Origin of the sequence: Pseudomonas massiliensis (assembly GCF_000826105.1) — a bacterium.
Taxonomy (GTDB): domain Bacteria; phylum Pseudomonadota; class Gammaproteobacteria; order Pseudomonadales; family Pseudomonadaceae; genus Aquipseudomonas; species Aquipseudomonas massiliensis.
The window spans coordinates 427,777-442,723 of record NZ_CCYK01000005.1 but is presented as its reverse complement, the minus strand read 5'-3'; the positions used below and the strand labels follow the sequence as shown (position 1 = coordinate 442,723).

General features: G+C 60.6%; 14 protein-coding genes. 5 read left to right on the top strand and 9 right to left on the bottom strand.

Going from position 1 to position 14,947, the window contains the following annotated elements; genetic code table 11:
• Positions 1-75 precede the first annotated feature (75 nt).
• Positions 76-942: a transcriptional regulator HexR gene (hexR, locus tag BN1188_RS05485; RefSeq protein ID WP_040260375.1), complete on the top strand. Its 867-nt coding sequence runs from the start codon at positions 76-78 to the stop codon at positions 940-942.
• A gap of 134 nt (positions 943-1,076) precedes the next feature.
• On the top strand, positions 1,077-1,274 hold the full coding sequence (locus BN1188_RS05480) for a PA3496 family putative envelope integrity protein (RefSeq protein WP_084596164.1): 198 nt from the start codon (positions 1,077-1,079) through the stop codon (positions 1,272-1,274).
• Here the strand turns inward: BN1188_RS05480 and BN1188_RS05475 are convergent.
• Complete coding sequence (locus tag BN1188_RS05475; RefSeq protein WP_040260374.1) at positions 1,237-2,178, bottom strand: LysR family transcriptional regulator; 942 nt, start codon at positions 2,176-2,178, stop codon at positions 1,237-1,239. The two genes, BN1188_RS05480 and BN1188_RS05475, sit on opposite strands and share 38 nt — an antisense overlap.
• A gap of 158 nt (positions 2,179-2,336) precedes the next feature.
• Here BN1188_RS05475 and BN1188_RS05470 point away from each other — a divergent pair, with 158 nt between their 5' ends.
• Together BN1188_RS05470 and oadA are read left to right on the top strand one after the other, a co-directional pair.
• Positions 2,337-3,752 carry an acetyl-CoA carboxylase biotin carboxylase subunit gene (locus BN1188_RS05470; protein ID WP_040260373.1) on the top strand — a complete coding sequence of 472 codons (1,416 nt, stop codon included), beginning with the start codon at positions 2,337-2,339 and terminating at the stop codon, positions 3,750-3,752.
• Positions 3,753-3,847: 95 nt separating this feature from the next.
• On the top strand, positions 3,848-5,656 hold the full coding sequence (gene oadA, locus BN1188_RS05465; protein WP_040260372.1) for a sodium-extruding oxaloacetate decarboxylase subunit alpha: 1,809 nt from the start codon (positions 3,848-3,850) through the stop codon (positions 5,654-5,656).
• A 62-nt stretch (positions 5,657-5,718) separates the two neighbouring features.
• On the opposite strand, the gene BN1188_RS05460 is transcribed toward oadA, so the two are convergent.
• From BN1188_RS05460 to BN1188_RS05450, 3 genes are read right to left on the bottom strand one after another with little or no spacing between them, the layout of a single operon-like run.
• A complete protein-coding gene (locus BN1188_RS05460) occupies positions 5,719-6,396 on the bottom strand; it encodes a GNAT family N-acetyltransferase (RefSeq protein WP_040260370.1) in 678 nt (225 codons plus the stop codon).
• An 8-nt stretch (positions 6,397-6,404) separates the two neighbouring features.
• A complete protein-coding gene (locus tag BN1188_RS05455) occupies positions 6,405-6,851 on the bottom strand; it encodes a GNAT family N-acetyltransferase (protein ID WP_040260368.1) in 447 nt (148 codons plus the stop codon).
• Positions 6,852-6,871: 20 nt separating this feature from the next.
• Positions 6,872-7,501, bottom strand: a complete 630-nt coding sequence (locus BN1188_RS05450; protein WP_040260367.1) for an FMN-binding negative transcriptional regulator — start codon at positions 7,499-7,501, stop codon at positions 6,872-6,874.
• 90 nt (positions 7,502-7,591) lie between these two features.
• Here BN1188_RS05450 and pdxR point away from each other — a divergent pair, with 90 nt between their 5' ends.
• On the top strand, positions 7,592-9,127 hold the full coding sequence (pdxR, locus tag BN1188_RS05445) for a MocR-like pyridoxine biosynthesis transcription factor PdxR (protein WP_040260366.1): 1,536 nt from the start codon (positions 7,592-7,594) through the stop codon (positions 9,125-9,127).
• 7 nt (positions 9,128-9,134) lie between these two features.
• Here the strand turns inward: pdxR and BN1188_RS05440 are convergent, their stop codons facing one another.
• From BN1188_RS05440 to BN1188_RS05420, 5 genes are all read right to left on the bottom strand, one after another.
• On the bottom strand, positions 9,135-10,238 hold the full coding sequence (locus BN1188_RS05440; protein ID WP_222860578.1) for a polyamine ABC transporter substrate-binding protein: 1,104 nt from the start codon (positions 10,236-10,238) through the stop codon (positions 9,135-9,137).
• Complete coding sequence (locus tag BN1188_RS05435) at positions 10,235-11,278, bottom strand: histone deacetylase family protein (protein WP_040260364.1); 1,044 nt, start codon at positions 11,276-11,278, stop codon at positions 10,235-10,237. The genes BN1188_RS05440 and BN1188_RS05435 overlap by 4 nt, the downstream gene beginning before the upstream one ends.
• A gap of 144 nt (positions 11,279-11,422) precedes the next feature.
• Positions 11,423-12,415, bottom strand: a complete 993-nt coding sequence (locus BN1188_RS05430; protein WP_040260362.1) for an AraC family transcriptional regulator — start codon at positions 12,413-12,415, stop codon at positions 11,423-11,425.
• Between the two features lie 56 nt (positions 12,416-12,471).
• Positions 12,472-13,479, bottom strand: coding sequence for an asparaginase (locus tag BN1188_RS05425; protein WP_040260361.1), 1,008 nt, complete (start codon positions 13,477-13,479; stop codon positions 12,472-12,474).
• Between the two features lie 3 nt (positions 13,480-13,482).
• Positions 13,483-14,910: an alanine/glycine:cation symporter family protein gene (locus tag BN1188_RS05420; RefSeq protein ID WP_040260360.1), complete on the bottom strand. Its 1,428-nt coding sequence runs from the start codon at positions 14,908-14,910 to the stop codon at positions 13,483-13,485.
• Positions 14,911-14,947 lie beyond the last annotated feature (37 nt).

Here is a 14,947-nt window from a genome sequence, read left to right as displayed (position 1 = left end):
CTGTGCCTGTGCCGAGCCATGTAGTATAACTACAAAAAACCGCGGGTACGCCCGATCGACAACGAGTCCACTCTCTTGAACCTTCTGCAACACATTGCCCAGTCCCGCCATCTGCTTCGCAAGTCGGAGTTGAAGGTTGCCGATCATGTACTGCTGGATCCTGCGGCCGTGATGCATAGCTCCATGGCGGACCTGGCGCACAACGTAGGTATCAGCGAGCCAACCATCGTGCGCTTTTGCCGGGCGATTGGTTGCACGGGCTTCCAGGACCTGAAGCTCAAGCTCGCGCAAAGCCTGGCCGCTGGTGCCAGCTTCGGGCAGTTCGCCATTCATGAAGACGACTCGGTCGCCGATTTCAGCCTGAAGATCTTCGACACTACACTGCATACCTTGATGGAGGTGCGCGAGCGCCTGGATGCCGATGCCTTGCAGCGAGCAGTGACGGCCATGGCCCAGGCTCGTCGGGTAGAGTTCTATGGCTTCGGTGCCTCCGGGGCAGTAGCCGCGGATGCCCAGCACAAGTTTTTCCGGCTGTTGCTTACCGCTGCCGCCTATTCGGACCCGCACATGCAGGCCATGAGCGCGGTAACCCTGCAGCCCGGGGATGTAGCGGTCTGCATCTCGCAGTCGGGACGTTCGAAGGATTTGCTGATCACGGCCAACCTGGTACGAGAAACAGGTGCTTCGCTGATCACCCTATGCCCGAGCCAAACGCCCTTGGCTGAACTTTCCACGGTCAACCTGGCCATCGATGTGCATGAGGATACGGAGATCTACACGCCGCTGACCTCGCGTATCGCTCACCTGGTGGTCATCGATGTGCTTGCCATGGGCGTGGCGATGGCTCGCGGCCCGACGCTGGTCAACCATCTCAAGAGCGTCAAGCGCAGCCTGCGCAGCCTTCGCCTGTCGCCCAAGTCGGTCAGGGCGGCGGATGAGTGAAAGAAGGGCCATGGAATAGGCCCAAAGGGAAATATCCTGAACTGACGCGTAACTGCTTATTAAACGTCCTGTTTTAAAACTGCAATATCACCAAGGCATCGTAGGGCCTCTCCCAGCCCCAGGATATGATGACCATGGCACGTTCCTATGAAGGGTCCAACGGCAAAACCCGCCGCCAGGAAGAAGACGCCCGGCGCATGGCCTTCCGCCGAGCTATCGAGAGCCGTACCGAAGAACGCAGGCTAATGGCCGAGATTCATGATTTTCCGGAGTTGCGGTTCTGGGCCCCTGGTTTTACGGATGCTCGGCAAAGCGTTCAGCCAGGCTATTGAGCTGGGTACGCTCTTCTCGAATGAATGAGAGGAAGGCCGCCGCGACCGGCGACGGCCGCCTCGACTTGGCGCGCACCAGGCACCAGCTGCGGCGCAAAGGTAGCTCGGCCACTGGTAGCGCGCGCAATGCGCCGCTGCGCAGCGCCCCGATCACCGAGTGACGGCTCATCAAGGCCAGCCCAAGGCCTGCGACCACCGCCTCGCGCTGGGCTTCGGCCGAACCGATTTCCAGTGTTTGAGCGAAGTGCGCGCGCTTGTCTTTCAGAAAGGCCTCGCATGCCATCCGAGTACCCGAGCCCGCTTCTCTGATCAGTAATGGCCAGGGTTCCAGTGCCTGCAAGCGCAATTCACCCGCCGCGCACAGGGGGTGTTCGGGTGGCGCTACCGCGATGATGTCATTGGTGAGGAATGGCAGGAACTCCAGGTCCATGTCCTGAGGCACCTGAGACATGATCAATAGGTCATCGCGATTGTCGATCAACCGCCGCACGGCCTGGGCTCGGTTGACTACACTCAGTGCCAGGCTGACTTCCGGGTGCTTGCGCTTGAACGCGGCGAACAGGTGCGGAACGAAGTACTTGGCGCTGGATTCCACCGCCAGCTTGAGCTGACCCTGCAGCGAGCCCTGAAGGTCGGAAAGCTGCATGTCGAAGCTTTCCAGCCGGCCGAAGATATCCTGACTGGCACCGCGCAGTGCCTGTGCCGCTTCGGTGAGATAGAGCTTCTTGCCTACGTATTCGAACAATGGCTGACCGATCACCTCTTCGAGCTGACGCACTTGCGAACTCACCGCCGGTTGCGTAAGCGCCATTTCCTCGGCCGCCCGACTGAAAGAACGCAAGTCGCAGACTTCGTTGAATACTCGAAGCTGCCTGAGGGTAAGACGCATCAACGACTTTCGCATAATCGATTCCGCCCCTTGGAAAGCCTGAACTATAAGGGATCGCTTATGCTGAGCCCAATAAACTCTGATTATTGTTTATCGCTTGACCCCGTTACCTTTGCACGGTGCCTGATCAGGCTGTAGAGCGCCACGAAGCCTAATGGACGAGGGAAGAACCAGTGATAAAAAAGATCCTCATTGCCAATCGGGGCGAGATCGCCGTCCGCATCGTTCGGGCCTGCGCTGAAATGGGTATCCGCTCCGTAGCCATCTATTCGGATGCTGACCGTCATGCCTTGCATGTAAAGCGAGCGGACGAAGCGCACAACATTGGCGCCGAGCCCTTGGCCGGCTATCTCAACCCGCGCAAGCTGGTGAACCTGGCCGTCGAAACCGGCTGCGATGCCTTGCATCCCGGCTATGGCTTTCTCTCGGAGAATGCCGAGCTGGCTGAAATCTGCGCGCAGCGTGGGGTGAAATTCATCGGGCCATCGGCAGACGTCATTCGCCGCATGGGCGACAAGACCGAGGCGCGGCGCACAATGATGGCAGCCGGAGTACCGGTTACCCCCGGCACTGACGGGAACGTGGCCGACCTGGCCGAGGCTTTGAGCGAAGGGGATCGTATCGGCTACCCGGTCATGCTCAAGGCCACCTCTGGTGGTGGAGGCCGCGGCATTCGTCGTTGCAACAGCCGTGAAGAGCTGGAGCAAGCATTTCCCCGAGTCATCTCCGAAGCCACCAAAGCGTTCGGCTCGGCGGAAGTCTTCCTGGAAAAGTGTATCGTCAATCCCAAGCATATCGAAGCCCAGGTGCTGGGAGACAGCAGCGGCAATGTCGTTCATCTGTTCGAGCGCGATTGTTCCATTCAGCGCCGTAACCAGAAGCTTATCGAAATTGCGCCAAGCCCTCAGCTCACGCCAGAGCAACGGGCCTATATCGGTGACCTGGCGGTGCGCGCGGCCAAGGCGGTGAGTTACGAGAACGCCGGTACCGTGGAGTTTCTGCTCGCCGAAGGTGAAGTGTATTTCATGGAAATGAATACCCGGGTCCAGGTGGAACACACCATTACTGAGGAAATCACCGGGCTGGACATCGTGCGCGAGCAGATCCGCATCGCCTCGGGGTTGCCCCTGTCCGTCAAACAGGAGGACATCCAACACCGCGGCTTCGCCCTGCAGTTTCGAATCAACGCCGAAGATCCGAAGAACAACTTCCTGCCCAGCTTCGGCAAGATCACGCGCTATTACGCGCCGGGCGGCCCAGGGGTGCGTACTGACACCGCCATCTATACCGGCTACACCATTCCTCCGTTCTACGACTCCATGTGCCTGAAGCTGGTGGTCTGGGCGCTTACCTGGGAAGAGGCCCTGGATCGCGGCCTGCGCGCCCTGGATGACATGCGGGTGCAGGGGGTGAAGACCACGGCGGCCTATTACCAGGAAATCCTGCGTAACCCGGAATTCCGCAGTGGCCAATTCAACACCAGCTTCGTGGAAAGCCATCCGGAACTCACCCAGTACTCCATCAAGCGCAAGCCTGAAGAACTGGTCCTGGCCATTGCCGCCGCCATCGCCGCGCACGCCGGCCTATGAACAGCGGCTTCAAGCTGCTAGCGGCAAGCCCTAAGTCCCAGGCGGATGTCCTGGGCTCGTAGCCGCGAGCTTGGAGCTAGAAAGGAGCTTTTGACATGACCAAGAAAATCTTCGTTACCGACACCGTACTGCGCGACGCCCATCAGTCCCTACTGGCTACCCGCATGCGTACCGAGGACATGTTGCCGATCTGCGACAAGCTGGACAAAGTCGGCTACTGGTCCCTGGAAGTGTGGGGCGGCGCTGCCTTCGATGCCTGTGTGCGTTTCCTCAAGGAAGACCCGTGGGAGCGCCTGCGCCAACTACGCGCCGCCTTGCCCAATACCCGCTTGCAGATGTTGCTGCGAGGGCAGAACCTGCTGGGTTACCGCCACTACAGTGACGACGTGGTGCAAGCTTTCGTCGAGCGGGCGGCGAGCAACGGGATCGATGTGTTCCGCATCTTCGACGCGATGAACGACATCCGCAACCTACAAGTGGCTATCGAAGCGGTAAAGCGCACCGGCAAGCATGCCCAGGGCACTATCGCCTATACCACCAGTCCGGTGCACACGGTGGCTGCATTCGTGGAACAGGCCAGGCAGATGCAGGGCATGGGCTGTGATTCCATCGCCATCAAGGACATGGCCGGCCTGCTGACACCCTTCGCTACAGGCGAACTGGTGCGGGCGCTAAAAGCCGAACTCAGCGTGCCGGTGTTCATTCATTCCCACGACACGTCCGGATTGGCCGCGATGTGCCAGCTCAAGGCTGTAGAGAACGGCGCGGACCATATCGACACCGCCATTTCCAGCCTGGCGTGGGGAACGAGCCATCCTGGTACCGAATCCATGGTGGCGGCCTTCAAGGGCACCGAGTACGACACCGGCCTGGACCTGGAACTGCTGCAGGAAATTGGCTTGTATTTCTATGCGGTGCGCAAGAAATACCATCAGTTCGAAAGCGAATTCACCGCCGTGGACACCCGTGTGCAGGTGAACCAGGTACCGGGAGGCATGATTTCCAACCTGGCCAACCAGCTCAAGGAGCAGGGTGCGCTCAATCGCATGAACGAAGTGCTGGCGGAGATACCCCGCGTGCGCCAGGACCTCGGCTACCCGCCCTTGGTAACCCCCACGTCGCAGATCGTCGGCACCCAGGCGTTCTTCAACGTACTGGCTGGCGAGCGCTACAAGACCATCACCAATGAGGTGAAGCTTTACTTGCAAGGCAGGTACGGCAAGGCACCCGGTACGGTCAGTGAAACCTTGCGTCGTCAGGCCATCGGTAGCGAGGACATCATCGATGTACGCCCGGCCGACCTGCTCAAGCCGGAGATGGCCAAGCTGCGTGCTGACATTGGCGAGGTCGCTCGCAGCGAAGAAGACGTGCTCACCTTTGCAATGTTCCCTGATATCGGTCGCAAGTTCCTGGAGGAGCGCAACGCAGGGACCCTCAAGCCTGAGGTTCTGCTGCCGGTACCAGAGGCCGGCGCTGTGGCCTCCGCCAAGGGCGAAGGCGTACCTACCGAGTTCGTGATCGATGTACACGGTGAAACCTACCGAGTGGATATCACAGGGGTAGGGGTGAAAGCCGAAGGCAAGCGGCATTTCTACCTGAGCATCGACGGCATGCCTGAGGAAGTGGTGTTCGAGCCACTGAACGAGTTCGTTGGAACAGGTGTTGGCAAACGCAAACAGGCCAGCGCGCCGGGAGACGTCAGTACCACCATGCCGGGCAATATCGTGGAGGTGCTGGTCAAGGAAGGCGAGCAGGTGAAGCCTGGGCAGGCCGTGTTGATTACCGAGGCCATGAAGATGGAAACGGAAATCCAGGCTCCCTTGGCCGGGACCATCAAGGCCATCCATGTAGCCAAGGGGGACCGTGTGACGCCTGGCGAAGTGCTGATCGAGATCGAGGGCTGATCGCCCTCTCTGGTTAACCTCTGGGGGCTTCGGCCCCCTTTTTTCTGCTTCGAAGCACCAGCTCAGCCATGACCGCGCAATTGCTCCAGCGTCTTGACCTGTTTGCCGTCCCGGAAATTGCCCGGGGCCAGCCAGCCCTCGAAGGCATCCTTGATTGCTGGCCATTCCGAATCCAGCATGGCGAACCAGGCGGTATCGCGGTTGTGGTTCTTGACCACCATGTGCTGGCGGAAGACGCCTTCGGGTCTGAAACCGAAACGGGCCGCGGCGCGGCGCGAACGTTCGTTGCGGTTATCGCATTTCCATTCCACGCGGCGATAGCCGGCGGCGAAGACCTGCCGGGCCAAGAGATAGACGGCCTCGGTGCCCTTCGGTGTACGTTGCATGGGCGCGCCAAAGGCTACATGGCCGATCTCGACACGGCCATGGGCTGGCATGATGGACATCAGGCTGAGCAACCCCTCTGCCTTGCCGGTGTGCTTGTCCACCACGCAAAACCCTAGGGGATCATTGCTGATGGCATAACCGTCGAGCCAGATATCGAAGGCCTCGCGCTCGTTGAACGGCCCATAGGGCAGGAAATCCCAGAACACAGGGTCTGCGGCGGGACCCTGCAGCACTTCCCAGAGGTCTTCGCTATGGCGCGCTGGCACCAGCTTTTCGAGGCGGATGTATTCCCCTTCGATGGTCTGGGCCACAGGGGCCTTGACCGGTTTCCAGATCATTGCGGGGGTAACCATGACGGCTCCTAGAGGGGTTTTCGGTATTGGATGAAGCCCGGCCGCTCGGCCAATTGCTCATACAAGGCAATGGCGGTGGCATTGGTTTCATGGGTCAGCCAGTGAACCTTGGAACAACCGGCGCCCCTGGCTTGGGCATAGACATGCTCGATCAGCTGACGGCCAACGCCACCGCCTCGGTACTTGTCATCCACGATTAGATCCTGAAGGTAGCAAGAGTTCTCTATGGTCCAGCAGGATCTGTGAAAGATCCAATGCACCAGCCCCACTGCGGTGTCGCCGCGCCAGGCCAGCGCCGCATTCATCGGCTCACCAGGGTCGAGCAGGCGCTGCCAGGTTATGGTGCTGACCGCTTCAGCAATCGTAACCCCATAGAACCGTTGATAGGCCTGCCACAAGAGGGACCATCGATGATGGTCTGCTACGGTCACTGACTTGATTTCCAGGGTTTGCACGGTCGGATCTCCTGGCAATTTCAACGGGACCCAGCCATGGCTTCGGCCAAGGCCCGGGCGGTAGAGATCGGGCTGCCGTCCAAGGCGCGCTGTACGCCTTGCCGATCTTCAAGGCTGCGGTTCTGGCTGAGCTTTAGCTTGCCTTCCAGCTGCTCTATTGCGATGGAAAAGCCAACAATGGCCTTGAGCATGCGTTCTATATAGTCGGCTGGAGCATCCTCAACGGCCCAGGGGTGCGGCTGGTCAGCCTCATGCTGGTGAGTGAGTTGGCTGACCAAATCATGCAGAGACTCTGGATCATCGATCATCCGAGGCGTACCGCGGGCCTGTACGCAGAGGTAGTTCCAGGTTGGTACCACCGCCGGGTTCCGTGCCTTGCTTGGATAGTAATTCGGGCTGACATAAGCATTCGGGCCATTGAATACCACCAAGGCAGGCGTGCCGCTGGCCAGGTCGCGCCGCTGCGGGTTCGCCCTCGCCAAGTGGCCTTGCAGCTCAAGCCCGCCTGTGCGTTCTACCACGAGCAGCGGCACAGGCGTGGCTTTCAGGCCGTCCGCGGAATGAGTGATGAGTACGCCCAGGCTGTGCTCATGGATAAAGGCTATCAGGCGCTCGGTATCGGTTTCTCTAAAAGCAGTGGGCGTATACATAGGCGTGTCCTGGAAGTGACTGTGGCTATGCTAGGCCTACTGATTGGCTCACTGTAAGATCCAATTTCGCCGAACTGCTGGGGTCCATTCATGAAGCCTGCCGTACCTTTCGATAGCTGTGGCTTCGTGCTGGAGCCCGGCAAGGGTTTGGTCCGCCAACTGTACCAGGGGCTACGCCAGCGTATGCTCGATGGTCGCTTGCCGGAGGGCGCGCGGTTGCCCGCGAGTCGAGACATGGCAGGCGCCTTGGGCATATCGCGAAATACGGTGATTCGTGCTTATGACCAGCTCATTGCCGAAGGCTTCGCTTATAGCCGTGTTGGAGACGGTACCTATGTCAGTCTGTCTGCCGTGCCAATCCAGTCACGTGCCAGCAAGTCATCCACAATTTTACCCACAGGTTTTCAGGGTAGGTTATCAACAGGTTTACCCACAGATTTCCCTGTAAAGGTATCCAGTAGCGAGTCGGTGACAAAGGTTTGGAAACAGCAAGCCTTGCCTGCAATGAGCGCCCCTGAGGCGGGCCCACCTCGAGCCTTCCAGGTCGGTATTCCCGCCCTGGATCGCTTTCCGTTCGATACTTGGGGCAAGCTCTACAGCGCTTTCTGGCGCAACCCTGATCCTGCTGCCCTGGTTTACCAAGACGCGGCCGGGCAGCCTTTGCTGCGAGAAATGGTCGCAGCCTACTTGCGCACATCGCGGGGCCTGAGCTGCGATGCTGATCAGATAGTGATCACCTGTGGTGCCCAGCAAGGCATTAGCCTTTGTGCACAGTTGCTGCTTGAGCCTGGCGACCTGGCCGCAGTGGAAAATCCAGGTTATCGCGCGGCAGGCTATGCCTTGGCCAGCGCCGGCGCACGTCTGGCCGGCGTCCCGGTCGACGGAGAAGGTCTGTGTTGTGAAACGCTCGAAAAAATTCCAGCATGTCGGCTTGTCTACGTCACACCCGCTCATCAATACCCGACGGGCGTGACCCTCAGCCTCACGCGTCGCCTGGCGTTGCTCGATTGGGCGGATCGAACCGGAGGCTGGATACTCGAGGACGATTATGATGGAGAGTATCGCTACAGCGGAGCACCCTTGGCACCGCTGGCCGCCCTCAATCCCGCAGGGCGAGTGATCTACATTGGCACCTTCGGTAAGGTTGCCTTTCCAGCGCTGCGGCTGGGGTATCTAGTGCTACCGCCTTCCCTGGCGGCTGCTTTTGCCCGAAGACGCGCCATCGATATACGTCATTCTGAAGTCGCCAGTCAGTGGGTAATGGCCCAGTTCATGTTGCGTGGCCATTTCCAGCGTCATATCAGGCGCATGCGCAAGGCAGCTCTGCGGCGCCGGGATGCCTTGCTGGCGGGCTGGCCCGCGGCTTTGAGCGGTTGTTCCGCCATGCCGACCGTAAGCGCCGGCTTGCATGTGAAGGTCGATGTCGTGAACAACGAGCGGGAAGAAACGCTGGTACGCCAGGCGAGAGCTGTGGGTGTGGATATCCAGCCGCTGTCCAGCTATTGGTTGCCTGATAGTACGCAGCCTGTGGATAAGCGGGCCGGCCTGGTACTCGGGTTCGCGGGGGTCGATGAAGCAGCGATCGCCGATGCTCTTGCCAGGCTGCGGACAGCCTGGCAAGGGTGATGGGTGGCTAGCTGCCGGATTTGATCCGGGTCCAGGTACGCGTGCGCAAGCGTTCGCCGGCCTGGTCCATGGGTTTCAAAGTGTAGAGCGTTTCCATGGCCGCTTCGGTGGGGTAGAGATTGGGGTTCTGCCGAATCGCCGGATCGACTTTTTCAGTGGCGTCCTTGTTGGGGTTTGGGTAGCCAACGAAATCGCTGATCGGTGCGATCACTTCCGGGCGTAGCAGGTAGTTGATGAAGGCATGGGCATCTTCGGGGTTGGCGGCATCTTTCGGGATCGCCAGCATGTCGAACCAGATAGGGGAGCCTTCCTTGGGCAGGCGCATGTCCACGGTAACGCCGTTCTTCGCTTCCTTGGCCCGGTTGGCCGCCTGGGAGAAGCTCCCGGAATAGCCTACAGCGACGCATATGTCGCCGTTGGCAATGTCGGCCATGTACTTGGAGGAATGGAAGTAGGTGATGTAGGGCTTGATCTTCACCATCAAGGCTTCGGCCTTCTGGTAGTCCTCTTTCTTGCTGCTGTTGGGGTTCAGCCCAAGATGCTGCAATGCCAGGGGCATGATCTCCGAAGGGGAATCGAGGAAGGCGACACCGCAGCTGTGAAGCTTCTTGATATTGGCTTCATTGAAAACCAGGTCCCAGCTGTCCACTGGGGCATTGTCGCCCAGCGCGGCCTTGACCTTGGCCGGGTTGAAGCCGATCAGGATGGTGCCGTACATGTAGGGCACCGCGTATTTGTTACCGGGGTCGTTGGCCTCCAGCAGCTTCATCAGCTTGGGGTCCAGATGCTGCCAGTTGCTCAGCTTGCTGCGATCCAGCGGTTGAAAAACCCCCGCTTCGATCTGTTTGGCCAGAAACACGTTGGAAGGGACCACCAGGTCGTAACCGGATTTTCCTGCCAACAACTTGGCTTCCAGGGCCTCGTTGGTATCGAAGATGTCGTAGATGAGCTTGACGTTACTGTCTTTCTGAAAGTCCGTCAGGGTCTGGGGCGTGATGTAGTCGAACCAGTTGTACACTTTCAACGTGCGCGGCTCGTCGGCATGGGCCAGGCTTGCCAACCCCAGCGCGCAGGCGGCAGGCAGCAACCACTGTGTGAATTTTCCCATCATGCGGTCTCCTGGGTAGCGCGCTTGAATCCTTCAAGCACGTTCACGGCGTTGATGCCGATTTCTTCCACAGCGTACCCCCCCTCCATCACGAACAGGGTAGGCTTGCCGAGCCTGGCGATGCGTTCGCCCATCAACAGGTAGTCAGGGCTGTCCAGCTTGAACTGGGAAATCGGGTCTTCCTTGAAGGTATCCACGCCTAGCGAGACTACGATCACGTCCGGGGCATACCGGTCGATTTCATCACAGGCCTGTTCCAGCGCCGCCGCCCAGGTTGGCCAATCGCTGCCAGCCGGCAAGGGGTAGTTGAAGTTCAGGCCTTGGCCCGCGCCTTCACCGGTTTCATCGGCGTAACCCAGGAAGAATGGAAATTCAGCGGTCGGATCACCATGGATGGAAGCGAAAAGCACGTCGTTGCGATCGTAGAAGATGGACTGCGTGCCGTTGCCGTGGTGGTAGTCCACGTCGAGAATGGCAACCTTCTGCCGTCCTTGATCCAGGAACGCCTGGGCCGCGATGGCCGCATTATTGAGGTAGCAGTAGCCGCCCATCAGGTCACCCGCGGCGTGGTGCCCGGGTGGTCGGCACAGTGAAAAGGCGCTGTAGGCCCCGCTCTGGATATCAGCTACTCCGCTGAGCGCTATCTGCGCTGCGGTGTAGGCCGCTTGCCAGGTGCCGGCAGTGATGGGCGCGCCGCCGTCGAAGCTGTAATAACCCAATTCTCCATGCAGGCTAGTGGGCTTGACCTGGCGCAAGGTGCGAGCTGGCCAGGTGTAGGGCAACAGGTCGCCGTCCGTATTGGTGGCGGCCCAGCGCTCCCAGGCGCCGCGGAAAAAGGTCAGGTAGTCGTCAGTATGCACCCGTTGCAGCGGGGCAAGTCCGAAATCTTGCGGAGGCAAGACTTCGCCCAACTGCCGTGCCTGAACGCGAGCCAACACATGATCGGCCCGCGAAGGCATTTCGAAGCAAGGCATCAGCTGTCCATCGATCAGTTCGCAGCGCCCGTGGTGCAGGCGGTGGTCGTCGGAGTAATAGGTGCGCATGTTGTTGTTCTCTCCAGCCCATTGACATGACTTCATTCTTGGACCAGGCGAGGCGGCAGGAAACGGCAGGAACGGCCAAAAGGGGATGAATGTGGCCACGAGCTGTGTCCGTATTTCGCCCCCATTTTGGGCGCGACGCACTGTTCAGGCGCGAAACTCCCTCGGCGGTACGCCGCTCCAGCGGATGAAGGCATGGCGAAAGCTGGCTGTTTCGCTGAAGCCCAACAATTCGGCGATGCGATAGACCGGCAACTGTGCTTCCGCCAGTAGATGTTTGGCGTGATCGAAGCGCAGCTCGTCCAACAACTGCTGATAGCTGCTACCGACCGCCTGCAGGCGGCGGCGCAACGTCCGTCCCGAGCACTTCATCTGCCGCGCCAGGCCATCCAGGCCAGGGGGGGCGTGAAGTTGATCGGCCAAGGCTTGGCGTACACGGCCAAGCCAGGCCTGGTTACCCGTGTATTCGGCATTCTGCCGTCGACAGCGCTCGGCCATGGCGGCATGCGTAACCACATCGGCCAACGGAAGGGGAGCGGCCAACCAGCGCCGCTCGAAGGCGAAGCCGTTGTCCGCGCAACCAAAGCGCACCGGGCATTGGAAGACGGTTTCATAGCTGGCTGCATAGGCAGGGGTAGGGTGGCTGAAGCGGGCGGCGGTCAAGGGCAACCGTTGCCCAAGCACATCATTGCAGATGACCCGCAGTGAACTCATGCATAACTCGGCGTTGAAGACGGCCAAGGCCGGGCGATCGGTATAATGCGAAGCGCAGAACCATACTTGATCGCCGTCGTCCTCCAGGCGCAGTTGAAAGAGCGTGCCGAGTAACGCTGGGTAGCGCAGTGCCAGACGTAGGGCGTCACCGAAAGTGGCACTGAGCAGCAAGGCGTAACCGAGCATGCCGTACGAGGACACATGCATCCTCGCGCCCAGTTCCAGGCCTATATCGTCGCGCAACGCATAGGCATTGGCACAAACCTGCATCTCCTGGGCGGTGGTGATATGCACGTCCGGCCGTGCCAGATCGCTTTCACCGATGCCGCTGCCCGCCAGCAACGCTGCACTGCCGACGTCGTCTTCGCGGAACGCATCGAGGATCAATGAAACGGCATTGAGTGTGGTGAGGTGGCTGTGCAGCATGGCGATCGGCTCCGAAGTTGCGCAAGGTTTGCAAGCTTCGCGCCGCCACGCCAGCGTCAGCTACCGATACCCGTCAGCTCGCCGCACAGGTCCAGGGTCAACAGACGAGCCACTTCCCGGGCATCCAGGCCGATACCCAGCAATCCGTGCAACTTGCCGAATGCGGCCTCGCGGGTCATGCCGCCCCCGGCCACCACACCGGCTTCACCCAGGCGGCTACCGGCTTCATAGACATCGAACACCACACCGCCTTGCTGGCACTGGGTCACGGCGACCATGACGACCCCTTGGTCCCGGGCCTGCCGCAGGGCCGAGAGGAAAGCAGGGTCATCTGCAGGGCCCGTACCGCTGCCGTAGCATTCTAGCACCAGGCCTTGCAGGCCCGTGGCCAGCAAGGCCTGCAACCAGGCAGGATCGAACCCGGGTACCAGCGGCAGGGCAGCCACCTGGGCGATGGCCTTGGGTTGCCGGTAATGCAGGGCGGCCGGCAACACTGCGCTATTCGCTGTCTGGCAATCCCGTTGCAGCGGCGCGAATGCATCCCGGCCACTGCTGCGCACCTTGGCGCAGCGCGTCGGCAACATGGTCTGGCCGTGGAAATGCAGCCATACCCCAGGCGTCAAGCCTTGGGCCAGGGCGGCAAGGGCGCCCTCGATGTTTTCCCACGCATCGCTGTCCGGCACACCGGCCGGCAGCATCGAGCCAGTGAACACTACCGGGGCGGGCAGGCCGATCAGCTGGAAACTGAGCGCCGCCGCGCTATAGGCCAGGGTATCGGTGCCATGCAGTACCAGCACCGCGTCGCAGTCGTCCTCGTCCACCGCGCGGCGTACGGCCTCGCGCAATTGCGCCCAGTAGCCGGGCGACATGTTGGCGCTGTCGATCAGCGGCTGCATTTCCTGGAACGACCAGGCCGCCGTCTGCGCACCTGACTCGGCCAGGCGTGTCCGCATGCGTCGCTCGAAGCCGCCCGCGGGGGCCAGGCCATTGGGTGTGGCCTGCATACCGATGGTCCCTCCGGTATAGAGCACTCGAATGAGGCGCGCGGGCGAGGCGAGGGACATGAGTCAGCTCCGGTCGACGGTCTTGGTTAGGGTAGCGGCCTGCTGCAGCGGTGGCCAGGCCCGCGAATCCAGGTCCAGGTCGGCGTACTGGGCCGGGTCGAATACTGGCGTCTTGGTGCCGGCGGCGCGCTGGGCATCATAGTCGCGCAACAGGCGCAGGCCGACCTTGAACAATAGGAAGAGCGCGCTCAGATTGACCAGGGCCAGCAGGGTCATGGTCAGGTCCGCGAAGGCGAACACGGTTTCCAGGTTTTCGATAGCGCCCCAGACCACCAGCGCCAGTACCAGCACTCGATAGCCGAAGATCAGCTTCTTGCCGCCGCCAAGGAAGCGCAGGTTGTTTTCACCGAGGTAGTAGTTGTAAAGCATGGAAGTGAACACGAACAACGCCAGGGCTACGCTGATGAAGACCTTGCCCCAAGGGCCCACGACTGCTGCCAGGGAGTTCTGCGCCAGCACAATGCCGTTGCCGTCGAAGCTGGTGCCGTAGACGCCCGAGAGCAGGATGAGCAGGGCGGTGCAGGTACAGATGACGAAGGTGTCCAGGAAGACGCTGAAGGCCTGCACGACGCCCTGGGCCACCGGATGACGAACCTCGGCCACGGCGGCCACGTTCGGGGCACTGCCCAGGCCCGCTTCGTTGGCGAATACGCCACGTTTCACGCCCAGCACGATGGCGCTGCCTACCAGGCCGCCGAATACCTGGTCGATGCCCAGGGCGCTCTTGACGATCGTGGCCAGCATCATGGGTACATGGTCGAACTGCAGCACGATCACGTAGAGGGTCACGGCGATGTAGGCCAGGGTCTTGACCGGTACCAGCAGGTCAGCCACCTTGGCGATCCGCTTGATTCCGCCCACGAAGACCATGCCCATCAACACTGCCAGGGCCAGCCCGGAATACTTCACATCGAAGCCGAAGGCATCGTTCAGGGAGGTGGTGACCGCATGAGACTGCAGGCCATTGAAGGCGAAGCCGAAGGTCACCAGTAGCAGGGCGGCCATGACCATGCCCAGCCAGCGCTTGCCCAGGCCATGCTCGATGTAGAAGGAAGGGCCGCCGCGATACTGGCCATCTTCGTCGCAACGCTTGTACAGCTGCGCCAGGGCGCACTCGAAGAAACTGCTGGCCATGCCGACCAGGGCCGTTACCCACATCCAGAACACGGCGCCAGGGCCGCCGAGGGTTACCGCGACACCGACACCGGCGATGTTACCCGCGCCGACTCGCCCGGCCAGGCTCAGCATCAACGCCTGGAAAGAACTCAGCTGGCTGGAGCTGCTACGCAAGCTCTCGGCGAATACGCTGAACATGTGTGGGAAATGGCGTAACTGAACGAAACGCGACCGCAGGGTGAAATAACCCCCCAGCCCGACGATCAGCACGATCAGTACCTTGCCAGAAAGGAAGTCGTTCAGGACTCCAAGCATATCGTTTCCTCGTGTTGTGGCCGGGCGCACCGAGGCC

Bases quoted from the DNA above. Each gene is read 5' to 3' on its own strand.
- BN1188_RS05480 (WP_084596164.1), top strand. From the start codon at position 1,077: ATGGCACGTTCCTATGAAGGGTCCAACGGCAAAACCCGCCGCCAGGAA.
- BN1188_RS05475 (WP_040260374.1), bottom strand. From the start codon at position 2,178: ATGCGAAAGTCGTTGATGCGTCTTACCCTCAGGCAGCTTCGAGTATTC.
- oadA (WP_040260372.1), top strand. From the start codon at position 3,848: ATGACCAAGAAAATCTTCGTTACCGACACCGTACTGCGCGACGCCCAT.
- BN1188_RS05460 (WP_040260370.1), bottom strand. From the start codon at position 6,396: ATGGTTACCCCCGCAATGATCTGGAAACCGGTCAAGGCCCCTGTGGCC.
- BN1188_RS05450 (WP_040260367.1), bottom strand. From the start codon at position 7,501: ATGTATACGCCCACTGCTTTTAGAGAAACCGATACCGAGCGCCTGATA.
- pdxR (WP_040260366.1), top strand. From the start codon at position 7,592: ATGAAGCCTGCCGTACCTTTCGATAGCTGTGGCTTCGTGCTGGAGCCC.
- BN1188_RS05440 (WP_222860578.1), bottom strand. From the start codon at position 10,238: ATGATGGGAAAATTCACACAGTGGTTGCTGCCTGCCGCCTGCGCGCTG.
- BN1188_RS05435 (WP_040260364.1), bottom strand. From the start codon at position 11,278: ATGCGCACCTATTACTCCGACGACCACCGCCTGCACCACGGGCGCTGC.
- BN1188_RS05430 (WP_040260362.1), bottom strand. From the start codon at position 12,415: ATGCTGCACAGCCACCTCACCACACTCAATGCCGTTTCATTGATCCTC.
- BN1188_RS05425 (WP_040260361.1), bottom strand. From the start codon at position 13,479: ATGTCCCTCGCCTCGCCCGCGCGCCTCATTCGAGTGCTCTATACCGGA.
- BN1188_RS05420 (WP_040260360.1), bottom strand. From the start codon at position 14,910: ATGCTTGGAGTCCTGAACGACTTCCTTTCTGGCAAGGTACTGATCGTG.